This window comes from Streptomyces sp. NPDC051452 (assembly GCF_044454765.1).
Classification (GTDB): domain Bacteria; phylum Actinomycetota; class Actinomycetes; order Streptomycetales; family Streptomycetaceae; genus Streptomyces.
Genome location: NZ_JBITEB010000008.1, coordinates 223,505 through 245,724 on the forward strand (window position 1 = coordinate 223,505; position 22,220 = coordinate 245,724).

Below are 22,220 nucleotides of genomic sequence, written 5' to 3' on the forward strand. Positions count from 1 at the left end.
CGTGCCCGCCACACCCGTCTAACGTCCGAGCCATGCGCCCAGGTGTCGTCCTCGCCCTCGTCTCCGCCTCCTGCCTCGCCCTCACCGGCCCCGGGACCGGCCCCGACCCCCTTCCGCTGCCCGCGCGGATGGCGGACACGGGCGGCGGCGGCCAGCTGATCACCGCCGAGGCCCCCTCGACCGGCTCCACCTCGGGCACGCTCACCTGGTGGGACCTGCGAGACGGGCAGTGGACCCAGGCCGGGTCCGCGCCGGCCCGCTTCGGCTCGGGCGGGCTCGTGGAGGGCGGCTCGCGCAAGCAGGGCACCAACACGACCCCGACCGGGCTGTACGACCTCCCGTTCGGCTTCGGCATCCAGCCGGCGCCGGAGGGCACCGCCGTCGAGTACCGGCCCGTGCTGGACCGTTCCTGGTGGTGCCAGGACAACGGCTCCCGCTCCTACAACCGCTGGGTCGAACCGCTGCCGGCCGACTGCGCGGCCGCCGAGGCGGAGCACCTGATCGACTACGGGACGCAGTACGCGTACGCCCTCGTCATCGGCTTCAACTACGACCGTCCGGTCACCGGGCGCGGCGCCGGCATCTTCCTGCACGTCAACGGGAAGGGGGCGACCGCCGGATGCGTGTCGGTGCCGCAGGACGCGATGCTGCGGATCCTGCGCTGGGTACGGCCGGGGCAGCGGCCGCACATCGCGGTCGGGACGACGGACGGGGCCACGGCGGTCAGCCGGTACTGAGGGCGCTGAACACTCGGCGCGCGCGGGCCGTATCTGTGGGCCAACGGTCAAGTCCCACGGAGGAACCGTGACCACCACGCTCGCAGGCGGACGTGCCGCCCGCCGCCAGACGATGCGCCGCATACGCCCGCGCCGCTCCCCGGCCGTTCCGCTGCTGCTGGCGGTCTGGGCGGGCGCGGCGGCCGTGCTGTGGCTCTGGTGGCACAACACGCCCTCGATCGCCGACGACAACGGCAAGATCCTGAACGCGGGCCGCATCACCGGTCTGCTGGCCGGCTATCTGATGGCGCTGGTGGTGCTCCAGATGGCGCGCGTCCCGGCGCTGGAACGGCGGGTGGGCTCCGACCGGGTGGCCCGCTGGCACGCGATGAGCGGCCGGTACACGCTCTGTCTGATCGTCGCGCACGTCTTCCTCACCATGTGGGGCTACGCGCTGCAGGCGGGCAAGAGCCTCGGCGACATCGTCGGGCAGACCGTCGACTCCGTCGAGCAGCTGCCCGACATGGGCAAGGCCGCCGTCGGCACCGGCCTGTTCGTGCTCATCGGGCTGACGTCGGTGGGCGGCATCCGCCGCCGGCTGCCGTACGACACCTGGTACCACGTCCACCTGCTCACCTACGCGGCGGTGTTCCTGACGTTCTGGCACCAGATCACCACCGGCAACGACTTCGCCGTCGAGCCCACCGCCAAGACCTTCTGGTACGCGCTGTACGGCACGGTCACGGCGCTGGTGCTCTGGTACCGGGTGTTCACCCCCGTCCGGCTGAACCTCAGGCACCGGATGCGCGTGGAGGCGGTCATCGAGGAGGCCCCGGGCATCGTGTCGGTGCTGATCGGCGGGCGCAAGCTGCACCGGATGGGGGCGGAGGCGGGCCAGTTCTTCCGCTGGCGCTTCCTCGCACCCGGCATGCGCTTCAGCTCGCACCCGTACTCGCTCTCGGCGGCGCCGCGGCCCGGCATGCTGCGGATCACGGTGAAGTCGATCGGCGACCACAGTGGCCGGCTGCGCGAGTTGACGCCCGGCACCAAGGTGTGGGCCGAGGGGCCGTACGGGGCGCTCACCGCGCAGCGCCGCAGCCGGGGCAAGGTCCTGCTGGTCGCGGGCGGGGTCGGCATCACGCCGATGCGGGCCCTGTTCGAGACGCTGCCCGGCGCGGCGGGTGACATCACGCTGCTCTACCGGGCCAACACCACCCAGGATTTGGCCCTGTGGGGCGAACTGGCGGCGATCGCCAAGGAGCGGGGCGCCCGGCTGATGTACGCGGTCAACAGCCCGGAGGGCGAGCGGCCGGACATCTCCGCGGAGAATCTCCAGCGGAAGATCCCGGACATCGACGACCACGACGTGTTCATGTGCGGGCCGCCCGGGTTCGCGCAGTCGGTGTACGAGGCACTGCGCGGCGCGGGCGTGCCCGCCCGGCGTATCCATCACGAGTCGTTCGAGATGTGAGCGGGAGCCACACAGAGATCGGGAGCCCAGGTACAGATGAGGAAGAGCCACCCCCTTCGGCGGGTCGTGCTGGCCACCGCCGCCACCGTCTCCGGTGTCGTGCTGCTGCTGTCGCTGAAGCCCGCCTCCGACCCGGCGGCGTCGGCGGCCGGCGCGGCCCAGCGGCAGCCGGTGTCCGGGCAGGAGTCCCCGCAGGGCGGCGCGCGGGGCCCCGCCGGCTCCGGCACGGTCACCGGAAAGACCGCGCAGACGCAGTACGGCCCCGTCCAGGTACGGATCACCGTCAACGGCGGGAAGATCACCAAGGCCGAGGCCGTCCAGGCACCCAAGGGCGGACTGAGCGACCAGAAGACCCAACTCGCCATCCCCCGCCTCAACCAGGAAGCCATGGCCGCCGCCACCGCCGACATCGACACCGTCTCCGGCGCCACCTACACCAGCACCGGCTACAAACAATCCCTCCAGTCCGCGCTGGACCAGGTGAAGACCGCCGCAGCGGCGACCCCGGCACCCGGCGCCGCCCCCCGCACGGTCACCGGAAAGACCGCGCAGACCCAGTACGGCCCCGTCCAGGTACGGATCACCGTCAACGGCGGGAAGATCACCAAGGCCGAGGCCGTCCAGGCACCCAAGGGCGGACTGAGCGACCAGAAGACCCAACTCGCCATCCCCCGCCTCAACCAGGAAGCCATGGCCGCCGCCACCGCCGACATCGACACCGTCTCCGGCGCCACCTACACCAGCACCGGCTACAAACAATCCCTCCAGTCCGCGCTGGACCAGGCCGGTGGCTGAGCCGGCCGAGGCTCCCGCCGCGGTGCGGCACGCGGAGGAGGTCATGGGGACCGTCTTCTCCTTCGACGTGCGCGGCGGCGATCCCGGCGCGGTGCGGGCGGCGCTCGCCGAGGCCGTCGCCGGGCTGCACCGGACGGACGCGGTGTTCAGCACCTATCGCGAGGACAGCGACGTCTCACGACTGGCCCGGGGCGAACTCACCGTGGCGGGATGCGCCCCCGAGGTCGCCGAGGTGCTGGAGCTGGCGGCCGAGGCCGAGCGGGTGAGCGAGGGCTGGTTCAGCGTCCGGTACCACGGCTCGCTGGATCCCACCGGCATCGTCAAGGGCTGGGCGGCCGAGCGGGCGGCGCGGCGGCTGGCGGAGGTCGACGGGGTGTGCGGGGTCAGTGTCAACGGCGGCGGGGACGTCCAGCTGCTCGGCGTGCCGCAGCCGCGGCGGCCGTGGCGGGTGGGCGTGACCGATCCGCTGCGGCCCGGCGGTCTCGCGGCGGTGGTCTCGGCGGCCGGCGTGGCCGAGCTGTCCGTGGCGACGTCCGGGACGGTGGAGCGCGGGGCGCACATCGTGGACCCCGGCACCGGCCGGCCGGCGGTGACGGATCTGGTGGCGGTCACCGTGGTGGGGCCCCGGCTGACCTGGGTGGACTGCTGGGCCACGGCGGCCTTCGCGATGGGGTCGCGGGCGGGCCTGGCCTGGCTGGAGTCCCTGCCGGAGGTGGAGGCCCTGCTGATCACGGCGGGCGACGAGGTGCGCTGCACCGGCGGGCTGGCGGCCCGACTGGGCTGAGGAAAGCGCCTTTTGCCCAACTTTTTCCGCCGACCGCCATCCGGTCTCCGCCCTGGACCGTACCCCCGTCAAGGCAACTTCCAGGAGGAACGCCATGGCCATCTTCACTTCCCTGCTGCCGACGGGGCACCCGGACGACGAGTGGGACGACGACTCGCGGCACGACGACTCGCGGCACGGACACCGCCACGACCACGGCCACGACCACGACGACCACCACGGTCACGACCACGGCCACGACCACGGCGACCGTCACGGCCACGACAACTACTGATCACCCACGCGGTGCGGAGCGGGCCGGAGACCTCACGGTCCCGGTCCGCTCCGCCGATCCCCGAGGACCCGAGCCATGGCGCATGTGCTGCGGCGTCTGCTCTCGATGGGCGAGACCACCGACGACGTGGTCGCGGCGGCGCCCCCGGTGTCCCCGCGAGAGGTCTTCCGGCGGTTCTGGCCCTACACCCGCGGCGGGCGGCGCTGGCTTCTCCCGGTCGTCCTGTTCAGCCTGACCGCCCCCGCCGTCGACGCGGCGGAGCTCTGGCTGTTCAAGATCGTCGTGGACGACGTGCTCGTCCCCCGGGACCTGAGACCGTTCCTGTGGGTGGCGCCGGCCTATGTCGGCCTCGTCCTCCTCTCCGGTGTGCTGGGCTTCGCCGACGACGTGACGTCCACCTGGGTCGGTGAACGCTTCCTGCTGGCGCTGCGCTCCGATGTGTTCCGGCACGTCCAGGGGCTGTCGCTCGGCTTCTTCGAGCGACGGCGGCTCGGCGACGTGCTGTCCAGGGTCACCGGCGATGTCGACGCGGTGGAGACGTTCCTGCTCTCGGGCGTCGCCGACGCCCTCTACTACGTGATCCGGCTGGCCGTCTTCCTCGGCCTGCTGTTCTACCTGCGCTGGGACCTGACCCTGCTGGCCCTGCTCATCGTGCCGCTGTTCTGGGCGGCCGCCCGGCACTTCTCACGACTGGTCAAGGACGCCTCGCGCGAGCGCAGGCGCCGCGGCGGATCGCTCAGCGCCATCGCCGAGGAGTCGCTGGGCAACGTCGTCCTGGTGCAGGCGTACAACCGACAGGCATGGGAGGAGCACCGGTTCGACCGGGAGAGCCTCGGCAGATTCCGGGCGGCGATGGCCTCGGCCCGCATCCGTGCCGTGTACGCGCCCGTCGTCGAGGTCATCGAGGTGACGGGTGGCCTCGCGGTGATGGGCCTGGGCACCTGGAAGCTGGCGCAGGGCCAGCTCACGCTCGGCGGGCTGTTGGTGTTCCTCGCGCTGATCGGCAAGCTGTACAGCCCGGTCCGTGCCCTGTCCGGTCTCGCCACCACCTTCTACGCGGCCGCCGCCTCGGCGGAACGGATCATCGAGCTGCTGGACCAGCGGCCGCAGGTCACCGAGGCGGCGGGCGCCCGGCGGATCGGCCGCGCGCGCGGCGAGGTGGAGTTCGACGGGGTGTGGTTCCGCTATCCGGGCAGCACGTCCTGGGCGCTGTCGGACGTGACCTTCCACGCGGCGCCCGGGGAGACGCTGGCGCTGGTCGGGGCCAGCGGGGCGGGCAAGTCGACGCTCGCCAAGCTCCAGCTGCGCTTCTACGACCCCGAGCGGGGAGCGGTCCGCCTCGACGGGACCGACCTGCGCGAACTCGCCCTGGCGGACCTGCGGGAGAGCGTCGCGGTGGTGTTGCAGGAAACCCTCGTCTTCCACGGCACCGTGCGGGAGAACATCGCCTACGGCCGGCCCGGGGCCACGGAGGCGGACATCGTCGCGGCGGCGCGCGCGGCGGACGCGCACGACTTCATCGAGCTGCTCCCGGAGGGCTACGACACTCCGGTCGGCCAGCGCGGGCGCACCCTCTCCGGCGGGCAGGGCCAGCGCCTGGCGATCGCCCGCGCGATGATCAGGGACGCGCCCGTGCTCCTGCTCGACGAGCCGACCACCGGACTCGACGCGCGGTCGGTCCGGCGGGTCATGGACCCGCTGCGCCGGCTGATGGCCGGGCGCACGACCATCGTCATCTCCCACAACCTGCTGACGGTCCGCGACGCCACACACATCGTGGTACTCGACCACGGCCGGGTCGTCGAGCACGGCCCGCACGAGGACCTGCTCGCGCACGACGGCACCTACGCCCGCCTGCACCGGTTCGGCGTGGGAGCCCTGCCGTCCTGAGCGGCGCCGCCGGTCGGCGGGGCGGGCCGGTTCACTGCTCCCGCGTCACGACCTGGCCCTCGTGCAGCCGGGCGGTGGCGAGGACGGTGCCGTCGGGCGTGGTCAGGCGGGCGCCGGAGGAGTGGGTGAGGTCGACGGGGGTCGCCACCGCCCAGCTGCCGCGACCGTCGCGCAGGGCGAAGTCGCCGAGGCGGACGGTCGTTCCGTCGGCGCGCTCCAGCAGACAGCCGACCCTGCCGGTGTACCGGGTGCCGTGGCCGGTGAGGGCGACGGTCACGAAGATCCAGCCGGGGTTGCCGGGGTGGGCGTAGACCTCTCCGGCGGACTGTCCGTCATGACCGGCCGCGATCATGTCGCCGACCAGCACGGGCTCGGACTCGACCGCGGCCGGCGGTGACGCGGTGACGTCCTGGACCGCGGTGCCGACCGCCCATCCGGTGAAGCCGATGGCGAGGGCGACGGCGGCGCCGAGCGCCGCGATCCGCGGCCGGGCCCGCCGGGCACCGCCGCGCACGGTCCGACGCGCGCGGGCGACGGCGCGGGCGGGCCGGTGGCCCTCGGGCGCCGACGCCCGCTGGGCCAGGCGGCGCGCCACCCGGGTCTCGAAGCCGGGCGGCGGCTCGCTGTCCGGCAGCAGACCGGCCAGCCGGTCACCGACGAGGGTCAGTTGCCGGACGTACTCGCGGCAGTCCGCGCACCGGTCCAGATGGGCGACCGCCTCGGCCCGTTCCCGGCCGGGCAGCACGCCCAGCGCCAGCTCGGCGCCGATCTCCCGCAGCTTCTCGCAGTTCGCCTCACTCGACATGGTCGCCTCGCTTCCGAGACGCGACTGTGGTGCGCAGTTTCGCCATGGCCGTCCGGATCCGCGTCTTGGCGGTGCCGAGTGGGATCCGCTCCGCGTCGGCGACCTGCTGGGCCGTCATGCCGTAGATGCCGGCCATCATCAGCGCCCGGGCCTGCTCCAGCGGCAGACCTGCCAGGGCGGCCCGCAGCTGGGAGGAGGCCTCGTCGGCCAGCGCGTACTGCTCGGGGGTCGCGGTGACGGCGCCGAGGAGATCCTCCAGGTCCTCGGGTGCCATCGGCTCCGTCCGCCGGGCCCGGACGGCGTCGATGGCGAGGTTGTGCGCGATGGTCGTCAGCCAGGTCGTGACCGAGCCGCGGCGCGAGTCGTAGATCTGCGCGTGCCGCCAGGCACGCTCGAACGTCTGCTGGGAGACGTCCTCGGCGAGTTGCCGGTCCCCGGTGACGGCCACGGCGACACCGAAGACCCGGTGCTGGAACCTCCGTACGAAGATCACGGCGAGTTCCGGGTCGCCGGTGGCCAGCCCGGACAGCAGAGCCTCGTCCGGGAGGCGACCGACGGGGAACCGAAATCCCGACACACCTCCGTGTACGTTCGGCGTCCGCCGAGGGATTGCCCGCCCGCCCGTCCGCTCGCCGCGGAAGATCACATGCCCATTCTGCGTCGCCGGGCGGGGCGCCGCACCGCGGGTCAGTGGCCGTTCTGCGCCAGCCGCAGCAGATGGTCCGCCAGGGCCTGTCCGCCGGTGGGTTCCCGGCTGATCAGCAGCAGGGTGTCGTCGCCGGCGATGGTGCCGAGGATGTCGTGCAGCTCGGCCTGGTCGATGGCCGAGGCCAGGAACTGGGCCGCGCCCGGCGGGGTGCGCAGGACCACCAGGTTCGCCGACGCCTCCGCGGAGATCAGCAGCTCCTGGGACAGGCGCCGCATCCGCTCCTCCTTCGCCGACCCGCCCAGCGGGGCGCGCGGGGTGCGGAAGCCGCCCTCGCTCGGTACCGCGTAGATCAGGTCGCCGTCGGCGTTGCGGATCTTCACCGCGTTCAGCTCGTCGAGGTCCCGGGAGAGCGTCGCCTGGGTGACGTTCAGTCCGTCGTCGGCGAGCAGCTTCGCCAGCTGGCTCTGCGACCGCACCGGCTGCCGGTTGAGGATGTCCACGATCCGGCGGTGGCGCGCGGTACGGGTCTGCGGCACGGCGGGGCCGCCCGCGACCTGCTCGTGTTCCTGCGCCTGGCTCATCGTCGTCTCATTTCCCGGATGGTCCGTCCCCGTTCGCCGGGCTGGCCGCGTCGAGGATGCCGGGCAGTGCCTGGAGCAGCGCGCCCGTCTCGTCGTCGCGCAGGTTCAGCGGTGGCATGAGCCGTACGACGTCGTCGGCGGGCGTGTTCACCAGGAACCCGGCCTCCTGGGCCGCCTGCTGCACCCGCGGTGCGTGCGGCCCGGTGAGCACGATACCCAGGAGCAGGCCCGCACCCCGGACGTGGTCGATCAACGGGTGGCCCAGGGCGTCGATTCCCTCGCGCAGCGCGGCGTTCTGCCGCTTGACGTTCTCCAGCAGTCCTTCACCGGCGATGGTGTCCAGGACGGCGAGTCCGGCGGCGCACGCGACCGGGTTGCCGCCGAACGTGGTGCCGTGCTGGCCGGGCCGGAGCAGTTCGGCGGCGCGGCCGAAGGCGACGGTGGCGCCGAGGGGCAGTCCGCCGCCGAGCTGCTTGGCGAGGGTGACGACATCGGGCAGCACGCCCTCGTGGGCCTGGTAGGCGAACCAGTCGCCGGTGCGGCCGATGCCGGTCTGCACCTCGTCGAGGACCAGCAGGGCGCCGGTGGCGGCGGTGATCGCGCGGGCCGCCTTGAGGTAGCCGGCCGGGGGCACGACGACGCCGTTCTCGCCCTGGACCGGCTCGATGATCACCAGGGCCGTCTCCTCGGTCACCGCGGCGGCCAGCGCCTGGGCGTCTCCGTAGGGGACGTGGGTGACGTCGCCGGGCAGCGGCCGGAAGGGGGTCTGCTTGGCGGGCTGGCCGGTGAGCGCCAGGGCGCCCATGGTGCGGCCGTGGAAGCCGCCGTCGGTGGCGACCATGTGCGTGCGCCCGGTCAGCCGGCCGATCTTGAAGGCCGCCTCGTTGGCCTCGGCTCCGGAGTTGCAGAAGAAGACCCTGCCCTCGCGCCCGAACAGCTCCAGGAGCCGTTCGGCGAGGGCGACGGTGGGTTCGGCCATGAAGAAGTTGGAGATGTGGCCGAGGCAGGCGATCTGCCGGCCGACGGCCTCGACGATCGCCGGGTGGGCGTGGCCGAGGGCGTTGGTGGCGATACCGCCGACGAAGTCGAGGTACGCGCGGCCCTCGGCGTCCCACACCGTGGTGCCCTCGCCCCGCACCAGGGGCAGGCGCGGGGTGCCGTAGTTGTTCATGAGCGCGCCCTGCCACCGCGCGGTCAGCTCTGCGTTGGTCGCGGTATCCGTCATGACTGCTCCCCCTCGGCTGGGTCGGGCACGACCATGGTGCCGATGCCCTCGTCGGTGAAGATCTCCAGCAGGATCGAGTGCTGCACCCGGCCGTCGATGACCCGGGCGGTGGTCACACCGCCCCGGACGGCGTGCAGACAGCCCTCCATCTTCGGCACCATGCCGGAGCTCAGTTCCGGCAGCAGCTTCTCCAGCTGGGACGCGGTGAGCCGGCTGATCACCTCGTCGGAGTTCGGCCAGTCCTCGTAGAGGCCCTCGACGTCGGTGAGGACCATGAGGGTTTCGGCGCCCAGTGCCGCAGCGAGTGCCGCAGCCGCCGTATCAGCATTGATGTTGTAGACATGTCCGTCGTCCTGACCCCGGGCGATGGAGGAGACGACCGGGATGCGGCCGTCGGCGAGCAGAGCCTCGATCGCGCCCGTGTCGATCGCGGTGATCTCGCCGACCCGCCCGATGTCGACGAGCGCGCCGTCGATCTCGGGCTGGTGCTTGACGGCGGTCATGGTGTGCGCGTCCTCGCCGGTCAGACCGACGGCGAACGGGCCGTGCTGGTTGAGCAGGCCGACCAGCTCGCGCTGCACCTGCCCGGCGAGCACCATCCGTACGACGTCCATGGCGTCCTCGGTGGTGACGCGCAGGCCCGCCTTGAACTCGCTGACGATGCCGTGCCGGTCCAGGGCCGCGCTGATCTGCGGGCCGCCGCCGTGCACCACGACCGGCTTGAGACCGGCGTGCCGCAGGAAGACGACGTCCTGGGCGAAGGCGGCCTTCAGCTCCTCGTTCACCATGGCGTTGCCGCCGAACTTGATGACGACGATCTTTCCGTGGTGCCGGGTCAGCCAGGGCAGTGCCTCGATGAGGATCCGCGCCTTGGGCAGGGCCGTGTGTTTGCGTGTCGTACCGCTGGTGCCGGAGTCGCTCATGAGGAGTAGGCGCTGTTCTCGTGGACGTAGTCGGCGGTCAGGTCGTTGGTCCAGATGGTGGCGGTCTCCTCGCCGGCGGCGAGGTCGGCGACGATGTGCACCTCGCGGTAGCGCATGTCGACCCGGTCGCGGTCCTCGCCGACGGAGCCGTTCTTGCACACCCACACGCCGTTGATGGCGACGCCCAGCCGGTCCGGCTCGAAGGCGGCCCGGGTGGTGCCGATCGCGGACAGCACCCGGCCCCAGTTGGGGTCCTCGCCGTGGATCGCGCACTTGAGGAGGTTGTTGCGGGCGATGGAGCGGCCCACCTCCACGGCGTCCTCCTCGCTCGCGGCGTTGACCACCTCGACCTTGATCTCCTTGGCGGCGCCCTCGGCGTCGCCGATCAGCTGCCGGGCGAGGTCGTCGCAGACGCGCCGGACGGCGTCGGCGAACTCCGGGTAGGCGGGGGTGACGCCGCTGGCGCCGGAGGCGAGCAGCAGCACGGTGTCGTTGGTGGACATGCAGCCGTCGGAGTCGACCCGGTCGAAGGTGACCTTGGTGGCGGCCCGCAGGGCCCGGTCCAGCACCTGGTCGTCGACGTCCGCGTCCGTGGTGAGGACGACCAGCATGGTGGCGAGGCCCGGCGCGAGCATGCCCGCACCCTTGGCCATGCCGCCGACCGTCCAGCCGTCCCCGGTGACCACGGACGTCTTGTGGACGGTGTCGGTGGTCTTGATGGCGATGGCCGCCTTCTCACCGCCGTGCTCGGACAGCTGGGCGGCGGCCGTCTCGACCCCCTTGAGCAGCTTGTCCATCGGGAGCAGGACACCGATGAGACCGGTGGAGCAGACGGCGACCTCGATGGCGCCACGGCCGAGCACCTCGGCCGCCTTCTCGGCGGTGGCGTGGGTGTCCTGGAAGCCCTGCGGGCCGGTACAGGCGTTGGCGCCGCCGGAGTTCAGGACGACGGCCGAGACCTGGCCGCTCTTGAGGACCTGCTCCGACCAGAGCACCGGTGCGGCCTTGACCCGGTTGGAGGTGAAGACGCCCGCGGCGGCACGGCGGGGCCCGTGGTTGACCACGAGGGCCAGGTCGGGGTTGCCGTTCTCCTTGATCCCGGCGGCGATGCCCGCCGCCGTGAATCCCTTGGCTGCCGTGACGCTCACGGTGCGACTCCGATCGTGGAAAGTCCCGTGGTCTCGTCGAGACCCAGGGCGATGTTCATGCTCTGGACGGCACCGCCGGCGGTGCCCTTGGTCAGGTTGTCGATGGCGCTGATCGCGATGACGCGTCCCGCGGCCGCGTCGTACGCGACCTGCACCTGAACGGCGTTGGAACCGTGCACGGACGCCGTGGCCGGCCAGCGGCCCTCGGGCAGCAGGTGGACGAACGGCTCGTCGGCGTACGCCTTGGCGTAGGCGGCGCGCAGCGACTCGCCCGTCACCTCGCCGGCGGCCTTGGCGCTGCACGTGGCGAGGATGCCGCGGGGCATCGGCGCGAGGGTGGGGCTGAAGGACACGGAGATCCGCTCCCCCGCCACCGCGCTGAGGTTCTGGATCATCTCGGGGGTGTGCCGGTGGCCGCCGCCGATGCCGTACGGCGTCATCGAGCCCATGACCTCGCTGCCCAGCAGATGCGGCTTGGGCGTCTTGCCGGCGCCGGAGGTGCCGGACGCGGCGACGATCACCGCCTCGGGCTCGGCGAGTCCGGCCGCGTAGGCCGGGAACAGGGCGAGGGAGACGGCGGTGGGGTAGCAACCGGGCACCGCGATGCGCTTGGACCCCTCCAGCGCGGCGCGGGCACCCGGAAGTTCGGGGAGGCCGTAGGGCCAGGTGCCGGCGTGCTCGGAGCCGTAGAACGCCTTCCAGTCGGCCGGGTCCCTCAGTCGGAAGTCGGCGCCCATGTCGACCACGAGGACGTCGGGTCCGAGCCGCTCGGCGACGGCGGCGGACTGGCCGTGGGGCAGCGCCAGGAAGACCACGTCGTGTCCGGCGAGGGTCTCGGGCGTGGTCTCGGCCAGGACGCGGTCGGCCAGCGGAAGCAGATGGGGCTGGAGCGCGCCGAGCCGCTGTCCGGCGTTGGAGTTGCCGGTCAGGGCACCGATCTCGATCTCGGGGTGCGCGAGGAGCAGGCGCAGGACCTCTCCGCCCGCGTATCCGCTCGCTCCGGCCACCGCCGCACGTACCGCCATGTCCACCCTCCTCTGGATGGCATGACTATACGTTTCGCTGCACGTTTATGCAATGGGCGGAGCGCTCACCGCGGTGTCGCCGCCTCCGGGACGGTGTCCGCCCCGGGCAGCAGGACCCGGCGGGAGACCACGAAGGTCACCGGGATCGCCGCCGCCGAGGCGAGCAGCGGGGCGAACCGGCTGCCTGCGCCGAGGACGTCGACGATCACGTACACACCCAGGGTGGTGATCACGAAATTGGTGGCGTTCGTCAAAGGGAACAGCAGGAATTTCCGCCAGGTCGGCCGGGTGCGATAGGTGAAACGCGCGTTGAGGAAAAAGGACCCGACCATGCTGAGGGAAAAGGCCAGCACATGCGCCGCGAGATAGGGCAGCCGGGTCAGGAACAGCAGATAGAGAACGTAGTAGGTGGCCGTGTTGACGGCGCCGACCACGGCGAAGGTGAGGATCTGCCTGGCCGTCTGCCGCGGTGTCTGTCCGGACATCAGGGGATGAGGTCCTTCGTCCGGTCCACGTTGGTCGCCTTCACCAGGAAGTGCGGGCGCCCCTTCACCTCGTAGTAGATGCGGCCGGTGTACTCGCCGATGACTCCCAGCATGACCATCTGGACGCCCGCGAGGGCGGTGACCGCGGTGATGATCGTCACGTAGCCGGGCGTCTGGACCCCGTGCGCGAGCGCCGCGCCCACGATCCAGGCCGTGTAGAGCCCGGCACACAGCAGCAGGCTCACACCGAGCCAGAGTGCGGCGCGCAGCGGGCGGTTGTTGAAGGACAGCAGCCCGTCGAGGCCGTAGTTCAGCAGGCTGCGCAGGGTCCAGGAGCTGCGGCCGGCCTCACGGGTGACGTTCTCGTACTCGAAGGTGGTGCTCGGGAAGCCCACCCAGGCGAACAGGCCCTTGGAGAAGCGGTTGTACTCGGTGAGGTCCACGACCGCGTCCACCACCCGGCGGGACAGCAGACGGAAGTCGCCGGCGCCGTCGACGAGTTCGACGTCGATCAGACGGTTGACGACCCGGTAGTACAGGCGGGCGGTGAGCGTTCGGGTGAGGCGGTCGCCGGTGCGGCTGCGCTTGGCGATGACCTGGTCGTGCCCCCGCTCCCGCAGCTCCACCATGCGCTTGATGAGCGCCGGCGGGTGCTGGAGGTCGGCGTCCATCACGATCACGGCGTCGCCCGAGGCGTGCCGGAGGCCGGCGAGGAGGGCCGCCTCCTTGCCGAAGTTGCGGCTGAAGGAGACGTACCGCACCCGCGCGTCGAGGTCGGCGAGCCGGGTGAGGACGGTGAGGGTGCGGTCGCGGCTGCCGTCGTCCACGTACACGAACTCCATGTCGTGGCCGAGCGGCAGCATCTCCTCGGCGACCTTCTGCACCTCTTCGTGGAAGCGCGCGACGACGGCTTCCTCGTTGTAGCAGGGCGCGACGATCGATATCAGCATGGCGGGTCCCCCAGGGCACGGTCAGGAAGCGGCGCTCACGCGCTCGCGCGGTGTGGTGGTCGTGGGTGGCGCCGGGGCCCGCCGGCGGCGGACGGCGGCGAGGACGGTGAGCAGCGTCAGGACGCCGAGCGAGGCGGCCCCGACGGCGCTGCCCAGTCGCAGACCGGGTGGATGGAAGGAGCAGGTCACCTCGGTGGATCCGGCGTCGAGGGGGGCGGCGACGAGGCCGTGGTAGTCCCCGGCGGGCCGGGCGGGGCCGTCGCCCGTGGCGCACCGCCAGCCCGCGATGCGGGGCGCGGCGAGGACCGCGATCCCCTTGCTCCCGGCGGGCAGCCGGGCCCGCACGGTGCCGTCGGAGACGCTCACCCGGGTGGCGCCGGTGGCCTTCAGCCGGGCGGCGGCGGTGTGCAGCCGGCCGGTGTCCAGGCAGCCGATGGCACCGGCCGGGATGCTGCCGGGGCGGTCCGGGGTCAGCTCGACGCGCACCCGCCCGGAGGCCGGGGCCGGGCCGAGCGGTTCCATGGCGGCGCGGTTGCGCGGGTACTCGAACCGGAACCGGGCGAGCGTGGTGGTGCCGGTGAGCCGTGCGGTGCCGGAGAAGTGCGGGGCCCACAGGTGCACCCGCGTCCCGGCCGGGCAGGTCGCCGTGATCGTCGGCGCGGCCATCGCGTCGCCGACCCCCACCCGGCCCGCCGGCACCGGCCGCCCGTCGTCGTCGTGCACGGCGAGCCGGGGCACGGTGTAGACGCGGCTGCCGAGCAGGAGTTCCTGGTTGCGGTACGGCGAGGGGCCGAAGGGCGCGGTGCGGGCGGCGGGCCGGACCGTCACCAGGGGCGGGACGTCCCTGCGGGTCACGGTGACGGGACCGCCGCCGGGCGCCAGGTACTTCTGGTGCGGGTCCGGCGGGGAGTGCACCCGGGCGCCGACGGAGAACACCACGTCGGTGACGGCGTTGTCCAGGCTCTGCACGCTGCGGCCGCGCGAGGTCCAGCCGCCGCCGAGGGCGGTCAGGGTGCGGCTGAGGACGTCCGAGGTGAGGCTGCTGTAGTACTGGGCGCCCTCGCCGCCGACCAGCATCGGATCGTTGCCGACGGTCTGTTCCCGGCCGGGGTCGGTGCGGTAGCGGGGCCAGTCGTCGGCCCCGGCGATCGCCGCCGTCTGCCGTTCCTGGCGCTGCCCCCAGGGCTCGTAGTCGTCGAGGTGGCCCAGCCGCAGCCGGATGGCCACGGCCGAGGTGGCGGCGCTCTCGCCGAACTGCGCGCCCAGCAGGAGGGCGACGGCCAGTCCGGCCAGCGGGCCGCGCCGTCCGGTGCGGCCCAGCAGGGCGAGTCCGGCCAGTGCCCCGGCGAGGGCGAGCGCCAGCACCGCCCAGGTGTACGGCCGTACCAGCTCGCTGCGGCTCGCGGCGGCGGTGATCAGGGCGAGCAGGACGGTCGCGGCGCCGAGGGCGCGCCGGTCGGGCGGCCCGTAGGCGAGGGCGTGCCAGGCGGCGATGACCAGTAGTCCGCACACCACGAACGCCTGCCGGTAGGGGCTGCCCTGCGGGGTGGCGAAGGCGTGCCAGACCAGATGGGTGGGCGCCCACTGCAAGGAGAGGACCACCGCGAGCACCAGCACCGTCCAGCCCGCGCGCACCCTTCCCGGGACCCCCCGGTGGAAGGGCAGGGCGAGCGCGAGCAGCAGCGCGGTGACGCCGACGTAGAGCGCCGGGGAGCCGAAGCCGTACGTCGCGGGCAGCAGCCGGGCGGCCACGTCCTCGCTCGGCACCGGCGCGAACTGCCGTACGCGGCCCGGGTAGGCGTGCCGGGTGCCGAAGTAGACGACCGTCACGAGCGGGGCGGCAAGCCCCACGCCGAGGGCCACGGTGAGGCAGGCGCGGCCGGCCGTGGCGAGCGCCTGCCGCAGCGGCGGCCGGGCCAGCGCCAGGCGCAGCAGCAGGACGAGGCCGGCGCCCAGGGTGGCCATGTAGGCGGTGTAGAAGTTGGCGGTCCAGGCGAGGGCGACGATCAGGACGCCGGGCACGCGCCGGCGCTCGGCGAGCGCCCACTCGCCGACCAGGCAGAGCAGCGGCAGGGCGACCAGGCCGTCGAGCCACATCGGGTTGTAGGAGGCGTCGGCGACGCTCCAGCCGCACAGCGCGTAGGAGCAGCTGAGCAGCGCCGCCGCCCACCAGCGGCCGGGGCGCAGGGCGAGCAGGAGGCAGGCCATCGCGGCGGCGGCCGACGCGGTCTTCAGGGCGGTGACGACGTAGACCGCGAGGTCGATCTCGTCCCGCGGGAAGAGGCCGACGAGCAGGGCGAAGGGGCTGGCGAGGTAGGTGCCGAGGTCGGGCAGGAAGCTGGAGCCGTAGCCGGACTGCCAGTTGACGAGCAGTCCGCCGTCGGCGCGGCCGTGCAGCAGGTCCCACAGGTGCGCGTGGAAGGGCACGAACTGGTTGCCCAGGTCGTTGACGCTGCGGGTGCGGGGGCCGAAGGGGTAGCTGCGCGCGAGGACGTCGGCGGCGCAGAACGCCGTGATCGTGACGGCCGCGGCGAGCAGGGCGGCGGCGCGCGCGGGTGAGCGGGGGCCGCCGGGTGAGGTCGGACGTTCCATTGATCGGCAGGCCCCCAGCGAATTCACTTCATCGATTTCGCCGAGTCAGACGGGACAGCATTCCGATTGGTTGCCCGCTCAGGAAAATCGGAAGCCCCCTCTCGCGAATCCGGTAAACGAATTATGAATTTCCGGGTCGGGCGGGAAACCAGAGTTTTCGGGAAGGTGATGGCAAGGTGAATTCACTTTGCGGCTCGTGCCCCCCCTGACGAGGCCGGGCAGCGGGACGCCGTAAGCTCGGCCCCATGGACGCCGTGTGGCCCGTGGCCGATGTGCTGGCCCATCTGGCCGGGCGCTGGCGGGTGCGCCGCGACGTGCGGGACCTGGCGGGCGGGGACGAGGGCCGGTTCGAGGGGATCACCGTCTTCGGCGCGCTGCCGGGCGGCGGACTGCTGCACGAGGAGTCCGGCACCTTCACCTGGCAGGGCGTGGCGCGTCCGGCGACCCGGACCCTGCGGTTCCTGCCGGGGCGCGTACCCGGCACGGCGGACGTGCGGTTCGCCGACGGGCGGCCCTTCCACGAGCTGGATCTGACATCGGGCCGGTACGTCGCCGACCACCCGTGCGCCGCCGACCTCTACCGGGGCGAGTTCACCGTCCGGGACGCCGACCACTGGCACACGCTCTGGCGGGTCGCCGGCCCCGCGAAGGACCTCGTCCTCGCCACCGAATACGTGCGCGACGGCGCCGGTCAGCGGGTCGAGGGCTGAGGGCGGACGCCGTCGAGCCGAAGGTTCCAGCGGCCCGAGCGGCCGGAGACGGTGGTCGTGGACAGCGGGCGGACATCGATGTTCCAGTAGCTCGTGGGCGGCGCGTTCAGGGTGTAGACCAGGGCGGCTCGGATGACCGACGGCTCGGCGACCGCCACGATCCGGCAGCCGTCCTCCACGGGCCGGGTGTCGAGCCAGCCACCCACCCGGGAGATGAAGGCCAGCAGGGACTCGCCGCCGTGCGGTGTGGCGCGCGGGTCGGCGAGCCAGGCGTCCACCGCGTCCGGTTCCCGGGCCATCGCCTCGCCCAGCGTCAGCCCCCGCCAGCGGCCCATGTCGCAGTCCCGCAGGGCGACCTGCACCAGCGGGGCGTACCCCAGCGCGTCCCCGGTGGACCGGCTGCGCGGGGTCGGGGAGCAGTAGCGCAGCTCGGCGGCGGCGAGCGGCAGCAGATCCCCGGTGACGCGTCGCACCTCTTCCCAGCCGTCCGGATCCAGCGGCCGGTCGTCCTCGAAGCGCTCCGCGAGCAGGGGGGAGCTGCGCGCGGCGGCGACGAACGTCACCCTCAGTGGCATGCGGTGATGGTGAGCCGCGAAGACGCGCCGGTCAAGGGCCACCACCGCCGCGTCACGCAGGGTGTGCGTACGCTTACGCGGAGGTGTGGATCATCCACTGCTCGGGGCGGTCCAGAGGCCGGAAGCCGAGCTTCTCGTAGACGCCGTGCGCGTCCCGCGTGGCGAGCACGACACGGGACAGCCCGTACGGTTCGAGGTGGTCGCGGACGCGCCCGAGGAAGGCCGTGCCCACGCCCTTGCCGCGCACCGAGGGGTCGACGTACACATCGGCGAGCCAGGCGAACAGCGCCCGGTCGGTGACCACGCGCGCGTACGCCACCTGCTCCCCGGTCGCCGTGGCGTACACGCCGAAGTTCATCGAGGACGCCATCGCGCGCTCGTGCCGGTCGCGCGGGCGGTCCCGCGCCCAGTAGGTGTCGCTCGCCAGCCAGCCGTGGACGCGGTCGACGTCGACGCGGGCGGTATCGGCGGAGAACTCGTAGCCGTCGGGCAGGCCGGGTATGTCGTTCATCGCGCGATGATCGCAGGCCAGGTGCGGCCCCGGCCACCGGATATGCCCCGGTCTCCCCTGGTCTTCCCCGGTCTTCCACGGCGGCGTGTGCCACGCCGGGCCGCTACAGCACCTCGTCGCAGGCCGCCCGCAACCGTCGTATCCCCTGCGTGATCTCCGCGGTCCCGGCGACCGCAGCGAAGCTCAGCCGGAGGTGCCCGGCCGGGGGTTCGGCGCTGAAGTAGGGGCGGCCGGGGGTGAGGGCGACGCCCGCGCGCAGGGCGGCGGCGGTCAGCGCGGCCTCTCCGCCGGGGCCGAGGGCCCGGGAGGTGTCCCCGGCGCCGTCGGGCAGGCGCAGCCAGAGGTGGTAGCCGCCGGACGGGACGTGGGGCAGGGACAGTTCGGGCAGCTGCCGGGCGAGCGCGCTCGTCATGACGTCGCGGCGGGCCTTCAGCTCGGCGGCGAGGGCGTGCAGATGGCGCGGCCAGGCCGGGGAGCCGACGAGTTCGAGGGCGGCCTCCTGCAGCGGCCGGGGGACGAAGAAGCTGTCCACGACCTGGATGGCGCGCAGCCGTTCCAGCACCGGGCCGTGCGCGGCCAGGGCGGCCACCCGGAAGCTGGGCGAGGTCGCCTTGGTGAGCGAGCCGACGTGGACGACGACGCCGTCCGGGTCGTCGGCGGCCAGCGGGCGGGGCAGCGGGCCGGCGTCGGCGTGCGCCAGGCGCCGGACGAAGTCGTCCTCGACGACGAACGCGCCGGCCTCCCGGGCGATGCGCAGCACCTCGGCCCGCCGCCCGGGGGCCAGCACGGCGCCCGTCGGGTTCTGGAACAGCGGCTGGCACACGAACACCCGGGCGCCGCTGGCCCGGAACGCGTCGGCGAGCAGGTCGGGACGCACTCCGTCGGGGTCCACGGGGACGGGGACGGGGCGCAGGCCGGCGGCGCGGGCGAGGGCCAGCATGCCCGGGTAGGTCGGCGACTCGACGAGGACCGGGGCGCCGGGCGGGGCGAGCGCGCGCAGGGCGGTGGCCAGCGCGGCCTGTCCGCCCGCCGCGATCAGCACGTCGGCCGCCGTGACGGTTCCGCCGATCCCGCGCGCGAACCACTCCCGCAGTTCCGTCAGCCCGTCCAGCGGCGGCCTCCCCCAGGCACCCGGCCGCCGGCCGGCCCGGGCCAGCGCGGCCGCCATGGCCCGCTCGGGCTGGAGGGAGGGGTGCGGGTAGCCGCCGTTGAACTCCAGCACCCCGGGCGGCGGCGCGGCCAGCGACACCGTGACCCCCGAGGCGTCCACCGTGCGCGGTACGAGGTCGGCGGTGCCGTCGGCGCTCAGCGCGACCTCCTGCCAGGAGGTGTCCCCGGCCGGGCTCTCGCTCGCGCGCGGGTGGGCCCGGAAGGCGCCGGCGCCGGGCCGGGTGACCACCAGCCCCTGCGCCGAGAGCTGGGCGAGGGCCCGCGACACGGTCACGGGGCTCACCCGGAACCGCTCCACCAGGGCTCGACTGGACGGCAGCTTTCCACCAGGTGAGTAGCGGTCGAGCTCGCGCCGGAGCTGTTCTGCCAGTTCATCGACGCTGCTACGCTCATGCATGAGAACACAGAGTAGCGCTACTGGCTCGGCTCCGATAGCGGTCATCGCCCAGCGCGACCAGCGGGCCCTCGGCACCGGGATGGCCGCCCTCGGCGTCGCCTCCTTCTCCCTGACCTTCCCGGCCACCGCCTGGGGCCTGGAGAGCTTCGGCGCCTGGTCCCTGGTGGCCGTGCGCAGCGTCGTGGCCGCGCTCGTGGCGGGAGGCTGTCTGCTGGCCCTCCGGGTACGGCTGCCCGAGCGGCGCCATCTGCCCGCTCTGGCCGTCGTCGGCCTCGGCGTGGTGCTCGGCTTCCCGATGCTGACCACGCTGGCCCTGCGGACCTCCACCACCGCGCACGCCGCCGTGGTGGTGGGGCTGCTGCCGCTGACCACCGCCGTGTGCTCGGCGCTGCGCACCGGCCACCGGCCCTCGCGCCGGTTCTGGCTGGCCGCCGTGGCGGGCGCCGCGGCCGTGCTCGCCTTCACGATCGGCCAGAGCGGCGGCGCGCTCACCGCCGCCGACGGCTATCTTTTCGCGGCCCTGCTGGTGTGCGCGGCCGGCTACACCGAGGGCGGCCGGCTGGCCCGTCGGATGCCGGGCTGGCAGGTCATCGCCTGGGCGCTGGTGCTGTGCCTGCCGGTCGGCGTGCCCGCCGCCGTGGTGGCGCTGGCCCACGAGCCCGTCCGGCTCACCGGGCACGGCGTCGTGGGCCTGCTGTGGGTGGCGGTGGGCTCGCAGTTCCTCGGACTGGTCGTCTGGTACCGGGGGATGGCGGCCATCGGCATCCCCCGCGCCAGCCAGTTGCAGTTGGCTCAACCCCTGCTCACACTGGTGTGGTCGGCGCTGCTGCTGGGCGAGCACTTCACGGCGGCCGCTCCCGTGACGGCCGTCGCCGTGCTCGTGTGCATCGCCGTCACCCAGCGGTCGTGATCGTGAGGAGGGCCGGCAGATGCACGCAGCCAAGGGCGACCGTCTTGTCCAGCACGGCAGGGTGGTTGGCCAGCACGACCAGGTCACGGAAGTCGTCGAGGTGATGGGCCAGGAGGGCAATCCGCCCTACCGGGTCCGCTTCGAGGACGGACGCGAAGCAGTGATGTCCCCGGGCCCCGACTGCGAGGTCCGGCACGGCCAGGAGCAGACACCCGGGTAGCGCCGGGCGCGGCTCGGCGGGCTTGATGGGGACGGTTCAGCGCGGAGGTCGCGCCGGCTGCCGGTAGTGGTCGGAGACCACGCGGGCCATCGCCCCGATCGGGTCCGCCGCGACCTCCTGGGCGGCGAAGAAGACATGACCACGCACCTGCGGGTAGCGGGCGGCGAGGGTGAGGTGCCGGGACAGCTCGACGGGGTCCTGCCAGGCGGAGGGCTGCCCTGCGGCGCCCGCCTTGTACAGGGCCTCGCCGAGGTAGAGCCGGGTCCGGCCGCCCTGGGCGACCCGCGCCCACCAGGCGACCAGCTCCGCGTAGTCGGCGGCGCCGAAGCCGATGTGCCAGTACAGCTGTGGGACGACGTAGTCGATCCAGCCTTTCGCGACCCAGCCGCGGCTGTCCGCGTGCAGGTCGTCGTAGCTCTGGACGGCCGCCCGCGTCTCGGAGCCGCGGGAGTCGGTGGAGGCGTTGCGCCACACCCCGAAGGGGCTGATCCCGAACCGGGTTCCGGGCCTGACCCGGGCGATGCCGGCGGCCGTCTCCCGCACCAGCCTGTCCACGTTGTCCCGCCGCCAGGCGGCCCGGCTGGTGAACGCGCCACCGTGGCGGTCGTAGGCGTCCTCGTCGTCGAAGATCTGCCCGGCGACCGGATAGGGGTAGAAGTAGTCGTCGAAGTGGACGGCGTCGACCGGATAGCGGGCCACCGCGTCGAGCATCGCCCGCTGGATGAAGGCCCGGACCTCGGGCAGGCCCGGGTTGTAGTAGAGCCTGCCGCCGTAGGGCACCACCCAGCCGGGGTGCTTGCGCGCCGGGTGGGAGGCGGTCAGCCGGCCGGGGTCGGCGTGGACGGCGACGCGGTAGGGGTTGAACCAGGCGTGCAGGGCCAGACCCCGGGCGTGGGCCTCGCGCACGGCGGTGCCGAGCGGGTCCCAGCCCGGATCCCTGCCCTGGGTGCCGGTGAGATAGGCGGACCAGGGCTCGTACGGCGAGGGCCACAGGGCGTCGGCGCAGGGGCGGACCTGGAGGATCACGGTGTTCAGCCGCTCGCGGACCGCCTTGTCGAGGTGGGCGATCAGCTCCGCGCGCTGGGCGGCCGCCGGGAGACCCGGCCGCGAGGGCCAGTCCCGGTTGAGGACGGTGGAGAGCCACACCCCGCGCATCTCGGCGCCCGTGCGCGGCACCCGCCGGCCCCCGAGGGCGGCCCCGGCCGGCGTCGACAGCGCCGCCAGCGTGAAGGCCCGCCGTGACATGGGCACCATCCGCACACCCCCGTACGCTGTGGACCCGCTCCGTCACGGATCGTTTCGCGCCCCAGGATGCCTCGACCCGCGCGATCGATCATCGATACTTGGCGGTAACGTGCACGATCGGAGCAGGCGCCGCATCCGGAGGTCTGCCAGCGAGCCGGAGAATCCAGCG

General features: G+C 73.3%; 23 protein-coding genes. 9 read left to right on the plus strand and 14 right to left on the minus strand.

The window, feature by feature from the left end:
- Positions 1-32 precede the first annotated feature (32 nt).
- The 6 genes from ACIBA9_RS20830 to ACIBA9_RS20855 all read left to right on the plus strand — a co-directional run bounded on the left by ACIBA9_RS20830 (position 33) and on the right by ACIBA9_RS20855 (position 5,930).
- Positions 33-737, plus strand: a complete 705-nt coding sequence (locus tag ACIBA9_RS20830) for a L,D-transpeptidase (protein WP_399364913.1) — start codon at positions 33-35, stop codon at positions 735-737.
- Positions 738-804: 67 nt separating this feature from the next.
- Positions 805-2,187, plus strand: a complete 1,383-nt coding sequence (locus tag ACIBA9_RS20835) for a ferric reductase-like transmembrane domain-containing protein (protein ID WP_399364915.1) — start codon at positions 805-807, stop codon at positions 2,185-2,187.
- Positions 2,188-2,223: 36 nt separating this feature from the next.
- Complete coding sequence (locus ACIBA9_RS20840) at positions 2,224-2,982, plus strand: FMN-binding protein (RefSeq protein ID WP_399364917.1); 759 nt, start codon at positions 2,224-2,226, stop codon at positions 2,980-2,982.
- On the plus strand, positions 2,975-3,766 hold the full coding sequence (locus tag ACIBA9_RS20845; protein WP_362160045.1) for an FAD:protein FMN transferase: 792 nt from the start codon (positions 2,975-2,977) through the stop codon (positions 3,764-3,766). Before ACIBA9_RS20840 ends, ACIBA9_RS20845 begins: the two co-directional genes overlap by 8 nt.
- A gap of 94 nt (positions 3,767-3,860) precedes the next feature.
- On the plus strand, positions 3,861-4,040 hold the full coding sequence (locus ACIBA9_RS20850) for a hypothetical protein (RefSeq protein ID WP_399364919.1): 180 nt from the start codon (positions 3,861-3,863) through the stop codon (positions 4,038-4,040).
- Between the two features lie 75 nt (positions 4,041-4,115).
- Positions 4,116-5,930: an ABC transporter ATP-binding protein gene (locus ACIBA9_RS20855; protein ID WP_399364921.1), complete on the plus strand. Its 1,815-nt coding sequence runs from the start codon at positions 4,116-4,118 to the stop codon at positions 5,928-5,930.
- A gap of 31 nt (positions 5,931-5,961) precedes the next feature.
- Here ACIBA9_RS20855 and ACIBA9_RS20860 read toward each other — a convergent pair whose 3' ends face one another.
- The 10 genes from ACIBA9_RS20860 to ACIBA9_RS20905 form a co-directional block, all read right to left on the minus strand.
- A complete protein-coding gene (locus ACIBA9_RS20860; RefSeq protein WP_399364923.1) occupies positions 5,962-6,735 on the minus strand; it encodes a hypothetical protein in 774 nt (257 codons plus the stop codon).
- Complete coding sequence (locus tag ACIBA9_RS20865; RefSeq protein ID WP_399364925.1) at positions 6,725-7,312, minus strand: RNA polymerase sigma factor; 588 nt, start codon at positions 7,310-7,312, stop codon at positions 6,725-6,727. Before ACIBA9_RS20865 ends, ACIBA9_RS20860 begins: the two co-directional genes overlap by 11 nt.
- Positions 7,313-7,422: 110 nt before the next feature.
- Positions 7,423-7,965, minus strand: coding sequence for an arginine repressor (locus tag ACIBA9_RS20870; RefSeq protein WP_362160057.1), 543 nt, complete (start codon positions 7,963-7,965; stop codon positions 7,423-7,425).
- A 7-nt stretch (positions 7,966-7,972) separates the two neighbouring features.
- The gene (locus tag ACIBA9_RS20875) at positions 7,973-9,190 is read right to left on the minus strand and encodes an acetylornithine transaminase (protein WP_399364928.1); all 1,218 of its coding nucleotides are present in this window, start codon (positions 9,188-9,190) and stop codon (positions 7,973-7,975) included.
- On the minus strand, positions 9,187-10,113 hold the full coding sequence (argB, locus tag ACIBA9_RS20880) for an acetylglutamate kinase (protein ID WP_399364930.1): 927 nt from the start codon (positions 10,111-10,113) through the stop codon (positions 9,187-9,189). The genes ACIBA9_RS20875 and argB overlap by 4 nt, the downstream gene beginning before the upstream one ends.
- A complete protein-coding gene (gene argJ, locus ACIBA9_RS20885) occupies positions 10,110-11,261 on the minus strand; it encodes a bifunctional glutamate N-acetyltransferase/amino-acid acetyltransferase ArgJ (RefSeq protein ID WP_399364932.1) in 1,152 nt (383 codons plus the stop codon). The genes argB and argJ overlap by 4 nt, the downstream gene beginning before the upstream one ends.
- Positions 11,258-12,286: an N-acetyl-gamma-glutamyl-phosphate reductase gene (gene argC / locus ACIBA9_RS20890; protein WP_362160069.1), complete on the minus strand. Its 1,029-nt coding sequence runs from the start codon at positions 12,284-12,286 to the stop codon at positions 11,258-11,260. The genes argJ and argC overlap by 4 nt, the downstream gene beginning before the upstream one ends.
- Before the next feature lie 65 nt (positions 12,287-12,351).
- Positions 12,352-12,771: a GtrA family protein gene (locus ACIBA9_RS20895; protein WP_399364934.1), complete on the minus strand. Its 420-nt coding sequence runs from the start codon at positions 12,769-12,771 to the stop codon at positions 12,352-12,354.
- A complete protein-coding gene (locus tag ACIBA9_RS20900) occupies positions 12,771-13,721 on the minus strand; it encodes a glycosyltransferase family 2 protein (protein ID WP_399364937.1) in 951 nt (316 codons plus the stop codon). The genes ACIBA9_RS20895 and ACIBA9_RS20900 overlap by 1 nt, the downstream gene beginning before the upstream one ends.
- Positions 13,722-13,742: 21 nt before the next feature.
- A complete protein-coding gene (locus tag ACIBA9_RS20905; RefSeq protein ID WP_399364939.1) occupies positions 13,743-16,313 on the minus strand; it encodes a YfhO family protein in 2,571 nt (856 codons plus the stop codon).
- Between the two features lie 245 nt (positions 16,314-16,558).
- Between ACIBA9_RS20905 and ACIBA9_RS20910 the strand changes: the two genes are divergently transcribed.
- Positions 16,559-17,023: a DUF6314 family protein gene (locus ACIBA9_RS20910; protein WP_399364941.1), complete on the plus strand. Its 465-nt coding sequence runs from the start codon at positions 16,559-16,561 to the stop codon at positions 17,021-17,023.
- Here ACIBA9_RS20910 and ACIBA9_RS20915 read toward each other — a convergent pair.
- From ACIBA9_RS20915 to ACIBA9_RS20925, 3 genes are all read right to left on the minus strand, one after another.
- Complete coding sequence (locus ACIBA9_RS20915; protein ID WP_399364944.1) at positions 17,005-17,598, minus strand: histidine phosphatase family protein; 594 nt, start codon at positions 17,596-17,598, stop codon at positions 17,005-17,007. The two genes, ACIBA9_RS20910 and ACIBA9_RS20915, sit on opposite strands and share 19 nt — an antisense overlap.
- Before the next feature lie 73 nt (positions 17,599-17,671).
- Positions 17,672-18,109 carry a GNAT family N-acetyltransferase gene (locus tag ACIBA9_RS20920; RefSeq protein ID WP_399364945.1) on the minus strand — a complete coding sequence of 146 codons (438 nt, stop codon included), beginning with the start codon at positions 18,107-18,109 and terminating at the stop codon, positions 17,672-17,674.
- 103 nt (positions 18,110-18,212) lie between these two features.
- On the minus strand, positions 18,213-19,676 hold the full coding sequence (locus ACIBA9_RS20925; protein WP_399364948.1) for a PLP-dependent aminotransferase family protein: 1,464 nt from the start codon (positions 19,674-19,676) through the stop codon (positions 18,213-18,215).
- Between ACIBA9_RS20925 and ACIBA9_RS20930 the strand changes: the two genes are divergently transcribed.
- Positions 19,675-20,586, plus strand: coding sequence for a DMT family transporter (locus ACIBA9_RS20930; protein ID WP_399364950.1), 912 nt, complete (start codon positions 19,675-19,677; stop codon positions 20,584-20,586). The genes ACIBA9_RS20925 and ACIBA9_RS20930 overlap by 2 nt on opposite strands.
- Positions 20,587-20,605: 19 nt before the next feature.
- Entirely contained in the window at positions 20,606-20,806 is a 201-nt protein-coding gene (locus ACIBA9_RS20935; protein ID WP_362160093.1) for a DUF1918 domain-containing protein, read from the plus strand.
- 36 nt (positions 20,807-20,842) lie between these two features.
- Here the strand turns inward: ACIBA9_RS20935 and ACIBA9_RS20940 are convergent, their stop codons facing one another.
- On the minus strand, positions 20,843-22,051 hold the full coding sequence (locus ACIBA9_RS20940; RefSeq protein ID WP_399364954.1) for a glycoside hydrolase family 10 protein: 1,209 nt from the start codon (positions 22,049-22,051) through the stop codon (positions 20,843-20,845).
- Positions 22,052-22,220 lie beyond the last annotated feature (169 nt).